We start from the raw sequence: 12,409 nt of genomic DNA, 5'->3' as shown, positions 1-12,409 counted from the left end.
TAACAAATTTGAAAACTATTTAAATTATTATCAATGAGGAATATCAGTTAAAATAGATTTATTGTTAATTCTTTAACCGAAATAAACAAGCCCTTGAAATATTTCAAGGGCTTGTTTAAATATAATAAATGAAAAATCGATATTACATCATCCCTGGCATACCGCCACCCATGCCACCTGGCATTGCAGGAGCATCTTCCTTAATGTCTATTAAAGCACATTCAGTAGTTAATATCATACCGGCTACTGATGCAGCATTTTCTAAAGCAATACGTGTTACTTTTTTAGGATCGATGATTCCGGCTTTTAGCATGTCAACGTATTGTTCAGATTTGGCATCGTAACCAAAGTCTTTTTTGCCTTCTAAAACTTTATTGATAACAACAGAACCCTCACCGCCTGCGTTTTCAACAATAGTTCTTAATGGTGCTTCAATGGCTTTATTTACTATTTGTACCCCAGTAGTTTCATCCAAATTCTCAGTGGTTAATTTTTCTAAAATAGCTTTAGCTCTAACCAATGCTACACCACCACCGGCAACAATGCCTTCTTCAACAGCAGCTCTAGTTGCATGTAAAGCATCGTCAACACGATCTTTTTTCTCTTTCATTTCTACTTCAGAAGCTGCACCTACATAAAGTACGGCAACACCACCAGCTAATTTAGCCAAACGCTCTTGAAGTTTTTCTTTATCATAATCAGAGGTGGTCGTTTCAATTTGAGCTTTGATTTGGTTAACTCTAGCTTTAATGGCTTCAGCATCACCAGAACCATTTACAATAGTGGTATTGTCTTTATCAACAGTTACTGTTTCAGCAGTTCCTAACATAGAAAGGTCTGCGTTCTCTAATGTAAATCCTCTTTCTTCAGAAATTACAGTCCCGCCAGTTAAGATAGCAATATCTTCTAGCATGGCTTTACGTCTGTCACCAAAACCAGGTGCCTTTACAGCAGCAATTTTTAAACCACCACGTAATTTGTTTACAACCAAAGTAGCCAATGCTTGTCCGTCAACATCTTCAGCAATGATTAATAAAGGGCGGCCAGATTGAGCAACTGGCTCTAAAATTGGAAGAATTTCTTGTAGGTTTGAAATTTTCTTATCAAACAATAAAATGTATGGATTTTCTAAATCGGCCACCATTTTATCAGAATCTGTTACAAAGTAAGGAGATAGATAACCTCTGTCAAACTGCATACCTTCAACAACATCAACATAAGTGTCCATTCCTTTTGCTTCTTCAACAGTTATAACACCTTCTTTACCAACTTTTTCAAAAGCCTGCGCTATTAATTCGCCAATGGTATCATCATTGTTTGCTGAAATGGCTGCTACTTGTTTTATTTTTTCGGTTGAGCTACCCACTTTTTGAGCTTGAGTTTCAAGATCTGCAGTAATAGCCTCTACAGCTTTATCTATACCACGTTTTAGGTCCATTGGATTAGCTCCGGAAGCTACATTTTTTAAACCTTCTTTTACAATAGCCTGTGCTAAAACGGTAGCAGTCGTAGTACCGTCACCCGCTAAATCGTTGGTTTTAGATGCTACTTCTTTTACCATTTGAGCCCCCATGTTTTCGTGTTCATCATCTAACTCAATTTCTTTTGCTACCGAAACACCATCTTTGGTTACTTGAGGTGCTCCAAAGCTTTTTGAGATGATAACATTTCTTCCTTTTGGTCCTAGAGTTACTTTTACTGCATTTGCCAATGCATCCACACCACGTTTAAGACCGTCGCGTGCTTCAATATCAAATTTTATATCTTTTGCCATTTTTTTAATTTTTAGCTTTTGCCTATAGCACTTTGCTATCGGCTGTGTTTTGTTATTAATTATTTTAGTTGGAGCTAAAAGCTTAAGGCTAATAGCTTAAAGCAATTAAACTATTGCAAGAATATCGCTTTCTCGCATGATTAAATAATCAGTGCCTTCCCATTTTAGTTCTGTTCCAGCATATTTACCATATAAAACGGTATCACCAACTTTTACGGTAATAGGGTCGTCTTTTGTGCCAGGTCCAGCAGCAACAACGGTTCCTTTTTGTGGTTTTTCTTTTGCGTTGTCTGGGATAATAATTCCCGAAGCAGTAGTAGTTTCAGCAGCAGCAGGTTCTACAACAACTCTGTCTGCTAATGGTTTAATGTTAATGCCCATTTTCTATAATAGTTTTTATTAATTGATTTATTTTAACGCTTAATAGTTATACTAAAAATGTGCCATTGCTTTTAGACTGACAAACTTTCAGATATACTTGTAATACACTGGAAATAAAAAATGCCAACTGAATAAGTTGGCATTTTTTTATGAGATTATTTTGGGCTATTGAGCAGTGTCATTAGCAGTGGTTCCATCATTTGCTGTAGGTAATGGCGCTGCATCAGGCAATGGTTGTGTGGTTGTTGCGTCTGGGTCTAATGCCTTAGAGTCTGCGCTATCACCACCTTTATTAATTGCTACATTTGAAGCTAGAATTAATACCAACAAAAAGGTTGCTAAATACCAAGTACTTTTATCTAAAAAGTCGGTTGTCTTTTTTACACCACCCAATTGTTGAGAGCCACCGCCACCAAAAGTAGAAGATAAACCGCCACCTTTAGGGTTTTGTACCATGATTACTACTATTAACAAAAATGCTACTACAACAATTAATGCTAAAAATATTGTAAAATTCATTATTCTTTATTGTTTTGTTCTTGTAATTGTTCTACTGCCTTAATTTGGTTTGCAAAGAAACCACTTTTTTCTGGATATTTCAAACTTAATATTTTATATGATTGAATAGCTTTTTTGTAGTTTCTCTGCTCTACATAAATGCGTGCTAAAGTCTCAGTCATTAAAGCTTCTGGTTTTATCATTTGGGCCTTTGCTAAATTCCCTTTTTTACTTGATGATACAGCAGGCTTTATTTTGGGATTTTTGCTAATAAATTTATCTATGAGTTCAAACTTTTTAGTTTTTTCTAACTCAGTAGATAGAAGTTCTTCTTTCTCTTCAGGTTTGTTTTTAGGAATAGTGTCTCTTTTTATTGGCTTGTAACGTGTAAGTTTTAACCACTCATTAAACGAATGTTTTTCATTTTTATCAAATTGAAGCGGTTTCCCTAAACTTAAAATTTCTGTTGCTGATAATTCTGGTTCTAGGGTTGATTCTGCAGCCGTTTCAATGGCTTCAGATTCGTCTAATGTAAAATGAGGTTCTTTTTTAGTAAGTGGTTCTTTTGGTTGAAACAATGCGGGGTCTAAAACTCCTTTGGTTTCTTTAATTTGAAGTTTTAATGCTTCATCAATGGCCACACTTTTATTTACAGATAGATCTTCAATAGATACATCAATATCATTTAAATGTTCTGTGTTTTGTTTTATGAATTGGGATATTTCATTTTGAACAAAAGACTCAGAGGTTATAAAATCGAATAAAATACTGCGGTCTGTGGTGTAGGCGGCAGTAGTTTTTAATTCCTGATTATATTTAAAACTACTTTGGTTTTTTAGTCCTTTTAAATAAACTGCCCTAGCCGACTGAAAATACGGAAACTCATCAATAACAGATTTTATAGCTTCAGTTTGCTGATGAGTAATTTCCTGCGGATGCTGTAGTATGTTGGTAAAATCTGATGAGTTCATTGACTAAAGCCAAATTTAGTTATAATTATTTTAGTATTCCATACAAAATATTCAGACGTCTTTACTGAAGACTGAGTACTGCCAACTGAAGCTACCATCTTGCTAAAGTAGCATTGAATATATCTTGTGTTAAGCGGTCTAAAATTTCTTCATGGGCAGTAGCCTTTTGTGCTCCTGTTAATTGTGCACTACCAGGGAAATCATAGAAGAATGAAAAAGTTTGCTCTAAATCATCCTCTTCATTGTTAGTATTATAAAATCGAACTTTAACCGAAATTGTTAACCTGTTTTGCGCTGCTGTATTTTGTGCCGTAGAGGTGGTTGGTGCAATACGATAATCTGTAATTTCCCCCTCATAAATTAAATCGCCACCAGATGGAACCAACCTGTAATTGGTTTGGTTTTGAATTAAATCTTCTAGAGCTATTTTAAAATCCCTATCTAAACCTGGTTCAAATAGCAATGAAGTATTTTCAAATTGATTTACTTGATAAGTTTCAGCAACTATTGATGTAGGTGGTGAAAAGCTGTATTGTATTTTACAATTTGTAAAAACAGAGAAGGTTAAAACTAAAAAAAGATATTTTATGTATTTCATTTATTTTGTTGAGGTTCCGTAAAGACAACTATTAATATTTATAAAAGTATCAGTTGTTTAGGGTTTAATGATAAACTATAAATCATATTGCTTAATCTTTCTATATAAAGTGCGTTCACTAATACCCAGTTCGGCAGCCGCTAATTTACGTTTTCCGTTGTGACGTTCAAGAGATTTTTTAATTAATTCTAATTCCTTGTCTTGTAAAGAAAGTGTTTCTTCCTCTTCAATTTCTTCTGCAAAATGATACTTATCCTGAACGTTCTCAGGAACTTCATGGTTGGAAGCGTGTTCAGAGATTGATAGTACTTCTGTTTCCTCTAGAGATTCTTCATAAACAGTATCGTCATTATCATCTTCACCATAAATTTTTTGAATGAGATGCTCATGATCTTTTTCAACTTCTTTAATGTTACCGCTTTTCATGAGTTCCATGGTTAGTTTCTTCAAATCGTTTAAATCGCTTTTCATATCGAATAAAACTTTATAAAGAATTTCACGTTCACTACTAAAATCACTTTCAGATTTAGTGGTTTTAATTACTGCTGGTAAGTTTGTTGATGCTGTGGTAGGTAAATAACTTCTTAAAACATCGGCGGTTATGGTTCTGTTTTGCTCTAGTACCGAGAGTTGCTCTGCAATATTTCGTAACTGCCTAATATTACCGCTCCAACGGTACTTTAAAAGTAGTTGAATGGCATTGTCTGTAAGTTTTATGGTTGGCATCTTGTACTTTAAGGCAAAATCGCTCGCAAATTTTCTAAACAGTAAATGAATATCATCTTGTCTTTCACGTAGCGGCGGTAAATGGATTTCAACCGTACTTAGACGATAGTACAAATCTTCTCTGAATTTTTCTTTTTCAATGGCCTCAAACATGTTTACGTTAGTAGCTGCCACAATGCGCACATTGGTTTTTTGAACTTTACTAGAACCTACTTTAATGAACTCACCATTTTCTAAAACACGTAGCAAACGTACCTGAGTAGTTAATGGTAACTCTCCAACTTCATCAAGAAAAATAGTACCCCCATCAGCAACTTCAAAGTAACCACTACGGGTTTGGGTAGCGCCCGTAAAGGCTCCTTTTTCATGCCCAAACAATTCACTGTCAATGGTTCCTTCTGGAATAGCACCGCAGTTAACCGCAATATATTTGTTATGCTTTCTATGAGATAATTGATGTATGATTTTTGGAATACTTTCTTTACCAACACCACTTTCTCCAGTTACCAATACCGAAATATCGGTTGGAGCCACCTGAATGGCTTTTTCAATGGCACGGTTTAAAGCTGGTGTATTTCCAATAATACCAAAACGTTGTTTTATTGCTTGAACTGATTCCATTTATTTTATGTGAATCCTGCTAAGGCAGGCATCTTTTTGGGTTAAAATATAGATTCCGCATTAAGTGCGGAATAACAATTATTAGTTAATTATTATCTGAATATCCTAAAGCCTCACCAATGAGTGTGGCGCTGGTGCAATCTGTAATTTTTACGTTTACAAAATCACCTATCTTGTAGTTTTCTTTTGGGAAAACTACCATAGTATTTTGGCTGTTTCTACCTGCCCAATGAGCATTAGAACGTTTGGAGGCTTTTTCAATAAGCACTTCCTCTACTTTACCAACATGCTCTTGTGTACGTATTAATCCGTGCTTTTGCTGTAAAGCAATGATTTCGTTTAAACGACGTTTTTTAATGTCCAGTGGAATGTCATCTTCCAGTTTGCGTTCTGCTAATGTTCCAGGTCTTTCAGAATAAGCAAACATAAATCCGAAATCGTACTTAACATACTCCATAAGGCTTAATGTATCTTGGTGATCTGCTTCGGTTTCTGTTGGAAATCCTGCAATCATATCCTGACTGATAGCGCAATCAGGAATAATACGTTTAATGTTGTCAATGAGTTCAAAATATTCCTCTCGTGTATGCTGACGATTCATTTCTTTTAAAATACGATTACTACCACTCTGTACTGGTAAATGAATGTATTTACAAATGTTATCATATTTAGCCATGGTTTCAATTACATCTAAGGTCATATCTTGAGGGTTAGATGTAGAAAATCTAAAACGCATTTTTGGTTGAGCCTTGGCACACATCTCTAAAAGCAAAGCAAAGTTAACGGCCGTTACTTTTTGTATATCGCTGGCTTTATCAAAATCTTTTTTAAGTCCGCCGCCATACCATAAAAAACTATCTACATTTTGCCCAAGAAGCGTAACTTCTTTATAGCCTCTATTCCATAAATCGTTTATTTCTTCAATAATACTTTGAGGGTCTCTACTGCGCTCTCTACCACGTGTAAATGGTACTACACAAAAGGTACACATGTTATCGCAACCACGAGTAATAGACACAAAAGCGGTCACGCCATTACTGTTTAATCTAACTGGAGATATATCACCATAAGTTTCTTCTTTAGAGAGAATCACATTAATGGCGTCTCTGCCTTCATCAACTTCGGCTAAAAGGTTTGGTAAATCTTTGTATGCATCAGGGCCAACCACCAAATCCACAATTTTTTCTTCTTCAAGGAATTTAGCTTTTAACCGTTCTGCCATACAGCCTAAAACTCCAACTTTCATATTTGGATTGCTTTCCTGTTTTACGGCATTGTACTTCTCTAAACGTTTACGAACGGTTTGTTCAGCTTTATCTCTAATGGAACAAGTATTTACTAAAACCAAATCTGCTTCTTCCAAATTTTGAGTAGTATTGTACCCTTGTTCATTCAAAATAGAAGCAACAATCTCGCTATCAGAAAAATTCATCTGACAGCCATAGCTTTCAATAAAAAGTTTACGTTGGTTACCTTCTTTATGCTCTAAAGTGAGAGATTCACCTTGTTTATTTTCGTCTATAATCTTTTCCATAATTTGCTTGAAGCAGTTTGTGGTCAATATTTATGCCTACCAATAAGAAGGCAGGTGCAAAGATACAATTAATTTAGTTTTCGTGACAAAGTGTCAGACTCTATTTTGTTATTAAATTTTATAGTTTTTGATGGATTTTCGAGCAACCAATTTAGGGTTGAGGTATCTCTTAAATAAAACTTAACTCAACTATGCAAAGATTAATGTTCAAGACTACCAAGCAAATGCTTTTTTGCACTGCATTAGGGCTTTTGTTTTTGAACACGCAATGCGAAGAGGAAGATGATTTAGTAGGAGATGCTAATTGTGACTTCGCTACTATCGTTGATGCTTCTAAATACAATAATATGAATGCTGATGATTTTACCTTTATTAATACTGAAATAAATGGCGATTGTTTAGAACTAACCATTGGAGCTTCTGGGTGTGATGGAAATTCTTGGGAATTTGGTTTGATTGGTTCTGGAGCAATTGCAGAATCATTCCCTGAGCAGCGGTTTTTGAAGTTAGATTTTGGTAATGAGGAACTTTGTCTTGCATATATTGAAAGGAAAGTTTTGTTTAACCTAACACCAATTCAAGTAGAGGGAAGTAATAAAATTGTACTTCATATTGAAAGACTCAATGAGACTTTGGAATACACATATTAATTGAAATTTAATAGATAATGAAAGCCTGTTTTAGCAAAACGTTATGCTTTAGATCATTTCTTAATGAATGGGAATAAAGGGTGATTTGCTTTTTGTTTGGGATGGGACTTTGGAGATAAAATTATTAAATAGAAACACGCCTGTAGATTTTAATTTGATAAGAACTATAGTAATGTTCAGGCCACTGATGTTATTCCGCTAATAAATAGTTTAGTGACGGTTGGAGATAATAGGCATTATCAATATGAATACCTTGAGGATAATATTAATTTTTTTTAAGCTCATTTTCAATCTACTAAAAACTATTTCTTAAATAATGAAAATCTGCTTTCCAGCAGATTTTTTTTAAAACCAGTAACGAATTACAAAAAACGGTTACTTTTATTGTGTATAATTGCTAAATAACTTTAATCATTAAAAAATGCAGACCTTCAATACAATAACTAAAAAGATAAATGCTGCCCCAGATTTGAATTTTGGGGATATCATCAATGATGCCATAGAACTATTTAAAAAGGTTTGGATTAAAGGCTTCTTAACTATTTTAATCATTGCTGTTACTGCCATTGCTGTCAGTTTTGTTTTTCAATTAATTGGTTTAGCTCCAGACTCTTCGTTTTTTGTAAATAATGATTTTAATTTAGAGACTTTTGTTGGGTTTTACTCTCAGAATGCCATCAATAGTATACCACAAACCATTATTGTAAGTTCGGTAACTATAGCTTTAATGGCTGCTTTTTACAGGATTTGCAAGCAAGTGAGTTTAGGACAAAATGAAAATGATGATTATTTTTATTTTTTTAAGAAAGAATATTTCACCAAGGCATTACTCCTAGGAATGATATATACTGCTATAGCTACCATTACTCAACTTTTATTGCTCATTCCTTATATTTATGCAATTGTACCACTGTCGTATTTTTCCATAGTGTTTTCTAATAATCCAGATCTAAGAGAGATGGAAATTGTGAAAATAAGTTTTGCTATTGGTAATAAAAAGTGGCTTATTTCATTTGGTAGTCTCTTTGTTTGTTCAATTTTAGGAATGTTAGGAATAATTGCTTGTGGTATAGGTATTTTATTAACTATAAGTATTGCCTATTTACCATTCTTTTTAATTTATAAGGAGGTTATTGGTTTTAATGAACAATCTGAAATTGATTTGATAGGAGAAGAAAATGATTTTAGTTAATTATAGAAAATAATCTGGATACATAAGTAATTGCTGACATAAAACAAATTATATGAATACTGTAAACACATTAATTGAAAAAATAAATAGTGCCAAATCTTTAGATTTTGGTAATATTTTTAGTGATTCTATTGAACTTTTTAAGAAGACTTGGCTACAAGGTTTTTTATTGCAATTATTCACGCTTATAGTAATGCTACCATTAATAATAGTGCTTTATGTTCCATTAATAGCGGCTGTTATTGCTCAGCAAGAAAGTGGCTACGCGAATGAATCATTTGAGAGTTTTATTGCTGGTATATCAGTATTATATATAGTTTTCATTCTTGCAGGTGTATTAGTGTTAGGAGCTATTTCTGTGGGGTTAAACGCTGGGTTTTACAGAATCATGCGAAAGTTAGATAATAATGAGGTCACTACCGCTTCAGATTTTTTCTATTTTATTAAAGGTAAATATTTAAGCAAAATATTTGTTTTAATGTTAGCTTCATTTGGTGTTGCAATTTTGGCTGCTTTATTATGTTATCTGCCTATATTCTATGTAATGGTACCGTTGTCATTATTTGCTATAGTTTTTGCTTTTAATCCAGAATTAAGTGTGGGTGAAATTGTGAAAGTAAGTTTCAAGCTAGGTAACAAGAAATGGTTACTTATTTTTGGTTTACTACTGTTATCTGGTTTGTTAGCAGAAATTGTTGGGTTAATGTTATGCGGTATTGGATTATTGTTTACGGCCGCATTTCCATATCATCCAATTTATTTAATTTACAAAGAAGTTATTGGTTTTGATGAGGTCGCATCTATTGAAGAAATAGGAACTCATACCGAATAAAATTTTTACAAATAATTTTAAAAAGCCCGTGTTTATTCAGTTAAATGCGGGTTTTATTAATAAAATAATATGTGGTTAATCTGTAAAATGCAGCAGATAAACTTTTTTTCATATACATTTGTAGCTTCAAAAACTGAAGTATGGCGAAGAATTTAGTGATAGTTGAGTCACCTGCAAAAGCAAAAACCATTGAGAAATTTTTAGGGAAAGATTTTAAAGTAGAATCTAGCTTTGGGCATATATCAGACCTTCCTTCTAAGGAGTTAGGGGTAGATGTAGATGGTGATTTTAAACCTAAATACGAAGTTTCTAAAGATAAAAAGGCGGTTGTTAAAAAACTTAAAGAGTTAGCTAAAAAAGCAGATACTGTTTGGTTGGCAAGTGATGAAGACCGAGAAGGAGAGGCTATAGCATGGCATTTAGCCGAGGCTTTAAAACTAGACAAAGAGAAAACCAAACGCATTGTTTTTCATGAAATTACAAAGTCGGCCATTCAAAAGGCTATTGAAAACCCAAGAGGTATTGACTATGACTTAGTTGATGCACAACAAGCACGCCGCGTGTTAGATAGAATTGTGGGGTATGAACTATCTCCAGTTTTATGGCGCAAGGTAAAAGGAGGTTTGTCTGCAGGAAGAGTACAATCTGTTTCGGTACGGTTAATTGTTGAAAAAGAAAGAGAAATTCAAGATTTCAAACCGGTGGCATCATATAGAATTGATGCGGAGTTTTCTAATCAAAAAGGACAGTCTTTTAAGGCGAAATTACCCAAGAATTTTTCTGCCAAGGAAGAAGCTCAAAAATTTTTAGAGCAAAATGTTTCGGCAAGTTTTAAAGTAGCGAGTTTAGAAAAGAAACCTGGAAAAAAATTACCAGCAGCTCCATTTACAACGTCAACTTTACAACAAGAAGCATCCCGTAAACTATATTTTTCTGTAAGTAAAACCATGACTATGGCACAACGCCTTTATGAAGCTGGTTTAATTACATATATGAGAACCGATAGTACTAATTTATCAAATGAAGCCAGACATGGTGCTCAAGCTGAAATAGAAAAAGCATTTGGTTCTAATTATAGTAATCCGAGAAATTATACTGGAAAATCTAAAGGAGCTCAAGAAGCTCATGAGGCTATACGACCTACTGATTTTTCAAGGCATTCTGTAAATATAGATAGAGACCAAGCGCGTTTATATGAGTTAATTTGGAAGCGTTCTATTGCATCACAAATGAGTGAAGCTCAATTAGAACGTACCAATGTAAAAATAAGTGCATCTAATCATAATGAACTATTCACAGCTAACGGAGAAGTGATTACTTTTGATGGCTTTTTAAAGGTATATTTAGAAGGTACAGACGATGAAGATGTTGAACAAGAGGATATGTTACCTGCTATGAAAACTGGAGAGATACTTCTTAATAACTATATCACGGCAACAGAACGATATACGCGTCCACCAGCAAGATTCACAGAAGCATCTCTTGTAAAGAAGTTAGAGGAATTAGGTATTGGGCGTCCGTCAACCTATGCACCAACCATTTCTACCATTCAAAATAGAAATTATGTTGAAAAGGGTTCGGTAGAGGGTGAAGAAAGAGAATATACCCAACTCACTTTAAAAGAAGGGAGTATTTCAAGTAAACTACTCACAGAAAAAGTAGGATCTGATAAAGGCAAATTAGTTCCTACAGATATTGGAATGATTGTTACAGATTTTCTAGTGAATCATTTCGATCAAATTCTAGATTATAATTTTACAGCAAAGGTTGAAGAAGATTTTGATAGTATAGCTGATGGAGAAGAGGATTGGACTAAAATGATGAAATCGTTTTACAAAAATTTTCACCCTAAAGTAGAAGACGTCAAAGAAAATGCAGAACGAGAATCTGGAGAACGTATTTTAGGTGAGGATCCTGAAACGGGAAGACAAGTTAGTGTGCGCTTAGGAAGATTTGGGCCTATGGTTCAAATAGGAACTTTTGAGGATGAAGAAAAGCCTTTGTTTGCTAGTTTAAGTCCAGATCAACAATTAAGTAACATAACCTATGAGGAAGCTATGGATTTGTTTCAACTTCCAAAAGATCTAGGAACGTATAAAGGAGAAGAAGTTCAGGTAAATAACGGTAGATTTGGCCCTTATGTGAAATTTGGAAATAGCTTTGTATCCTTACCAAAAGGTGTTGACCCATTGAGTGTTGACCTTGATGATGCTATTGTTTTAATTAAAGAAAAGATAAAGGCAGATGCTCCTATATATATATATAAAGATTTACCAGTGCAAAAAGGTAAAGGACGTTTTGGACCCTTTATTAAATGGAACAATATGTTCATTAATGTAAATAAAAAGTATGACTGGGATAACCTTTCTGATGAAGATATTGTTGAGTTGATTGAAACCAAAATTCAGAAAGACATTGAAAAGGTAGTTCATAATTGGGAAGATCAAGGTATACGAGTTGAGAAAGCAAGATGGGGAAGACATCATGTTATCAAAGGAAAGGTGAAAGTTGAATTGGCAAAAACGGTTGATGTTTCAGAAATGACTCTTGAAGAAGCCAAAGGCCTTATTGAAGCCAATGCACCAACAAAGAAAACAACAAGAAAAAAAGCAACCACTAAAAAGAAGTAGCC

General features: G+C 34.1%; 11 protein-coding genes. 4 read left to right on the top strand and 7 right to left on the bottom strand.

Annotated features, from left to right (window positions below; genetic code table 11):
* Positions 1-142 precede the first annotated feature (142 nt).
* From groL to miaB, 7 genes are all read right to left on the bottom strand, one after another.
* The gene (gene groL / locus DFQ02_RS01925; protein WP_116039291.1) at positions 143-1,774 is read right to left on the bottom strand and encodes a chaperonin GroEL; all 1,632 of its coding nucleotides are present in this window, start codon (positions 1,772-1,774) and stop codon (positions 143-145) included.
* Between the two features lie 105 nt (positions 1,775-1,879).
* Positions 1,880-2,155: a co-chaperone GroES gene (locus DFQ02_RS01920; protein WP_116039290.1), complete on the bottom strand. Its 276-nt coding sequence runs from the start codon at positions 2,153-2,155 to the stop codon at positions 1,880-1,882.
* Between the two features lie 165 nt (positions 2,156-2,320).
* Complete coding sequence (gene secG, locus DFQ02_RS01915) at positions 2,321-2,677, bottom strand: preprotein translocase subunit SecG (RefSeq protein ID WP_116039289.1); 357 nt, start codon at positions 2,675-2,677, stop codon at positions 2,321-2,323.
* A complete protein-coding gene (locus DFQ02_RS01910) occupies positions 2,674-3,624 on the bottom strand; it encodes a hypothetical protein (protein WP_116039288.1) in 951 nt (316 codons plus the stop codon). The genes secG and DFQ02_RS01910 overlap by 4 nt, the downstream gene beginning before the upstream one ends.
* 91 nt (positions 3,625-3,715) lie before the next feature.
* Positions 3,716-4,222 carry an LPS assembly lipoprotein LptE gene (lptE, locus tag DFQ02_RS01905; protein WP_116039287.1) on the bottom strand — a complete coding sequence of 169 codons (507 nt, stop codon included), beginning with the start codon at positions 4,220-4,222 and terminating at the stop codon, positions 3,716-3,718.
* Between the two features lie 75 nt (positions 4,223-4,297).
* Positions 4,298-5,569 carry a sigma-54 interaction domain-containing protein gene (locus tag DFQ02_RS01900; RefSeq protein ID WP_116039286.1) on the bottom strand — a complete coding sequence of 424 codons (1,272 nt, stop codon included), beginning with the start codon at positions 5,567-5,569 and terminating at the stop codon, positions 4,298-4,300.
* Between the two features lie 85 nt (positions 5,570-5,654).
* Positions 5,655-7,103 (bottom strand): tRNA (N6-isopentenyl adenosine(37)-C2)-methylthiotransferase MiaB, encoded by a 1,449-nt coding sequence (gene miaB / locus DFQ02_RS01895; RefSeq protein ID WP_116039663.1) that lies wholly within the window; start codon positions 7,101-7,103, stop codon positions 5,655-5,657.
* 191 nt (positions 7,104-7,294) lie between these two features.
* Here miaB and DFQ02_RS01890 point away from each other — a divergent pair, with 191 nt between their 5' ends.
* The 4 genes from DFQ02_RS01890 to topA all read left to right on the top strand — a co-directional run bounded on the left by DFQ02_RS01890 (position 7,295) and on the right by topA (position 12,407).
* Entirely contained in the window at positions 7,295-7,753 is a 459-nt protein-coding gene (locus DFQ02_RS01890; RefSeq protein WP_147297720.1) for a hypothetical protein, read from the top strand.
* Between the two features lie 421 nt (positions 7,754-8,174).
* Positions 8,175-8,945 (top strand): hypothetical protein, encoded by a 771-nt coding sequence (locus tag DFQ02_RS01885; RefSeq protein ID WP_116039284.1) that lies wholly within the window; start codon positions 8,175-8,177, stop codon positions 8,943-8,945.
* Between the two features lie 52 nt (positions 8,946-8,997).
* A complete protein-coding gene (locus DFQ02_RS01880; protein ID WP_116039283.1) occupies positions 8,998-9,777 on the top strand; it encodes a hypothetical protein in 780 nt (259 codons plus the stop codon).
* A gap of 140 nt (positions 9,778-9,917) precedes the next feature.
* Positions 9,918-12,407, top strand: coding sequence for a type I DNA topoisomerase (gene topA / locus DFQ02_RS01875; RefSeq protein ID WP_116039282.1), 2,490 nt, complete (start codon positions 9,918-9,920; stop codon positions 12,405-12,407).
* The last annotated feature ends 2 nt before the right edge of the window (positions 12,408-12,409 follow it).

It is taken from the genome of Seonamhaeicola aphaedonensis (assembly GCF_003386195.1).
Classification (GTDB): domain Bacteria; phylum Bacteroidota; class Bacteroidia; order Flavobacteriales; family Flavobacteriaceae; genus Seonamhaeicola; species Seonamhaeicola aphaedonensis.
Note: the sequence above shows the minus strand (reverse complement) of the source record. Positions and strands in the feature narration are given on the sequence as shown.

Coding starts and splice junctions, on each gene's coding strand:
- DFQ02_RS01920 (WP_116039290.1), bottom strand. CDS start 2,155: ATGGGCATTAACATTAAACCATTAGCAGACAGAGTTGTTGTAGAACCT.
- DFQ02_RS01880 (WP_116039283.1), top strand. CDS start 8,998: ATGAATACTGTAAACACATTAATTGAAAAAATAAATAGTGCCAAATCT.
- DFQ02_RS01890 (WP_147297720.1), top strand. CDS start 7,295: ATGCAAAGATTAATGTTCAAGACTACCAAGCAAATGCTTTTTTGCACT.
- miaB (WP_116039663.1), bottom strand. CDS start 7,103: ATGGAAAAGATTATAGACGAAAATAAACAAGGTGAATCTCTCACTTTA.
- DFQ02_RS01900 (WP_116039286.1), bottom strand. CDS start 5,569: ATGGAATCAGTTCAAGCAATAAAACAACGTTTTGGTATTATTGGAAAT.
- groL (WP_116039291.1), bottom strand. CDS start 1,774: ATGGCAAAAGATATAAAATTTGATATTGAAGCACGCGACGGTCTTAAA.
- DFQ02_RS01910 (WP_116039288.1), bottom strand. CDS start 3,624: ATGAACTCATCAGATTTTACCAACATACTACAGCATCCGCAGGAAATT.
- DFQ02_RS01885 (WP_116039284.1), top strand. CDS start 8,175: ATGCAGACCTTCAATACAATAACTAAAAAGATAAATGCTGCCCCAGAT.
- topA (WP_116039282.1), top strand. CDS start 9,918: ATGGCGAAGAATTTAGTGATAGTTGAGTCACCTGCAAAAGCAAAAACC.
- lptE (WP_116039287.1), bottom strand. CDS start 4,222: ATGAAATACATAAAATATCTTTTTTTAGTTTTAACCTTCTCTGTTTTT.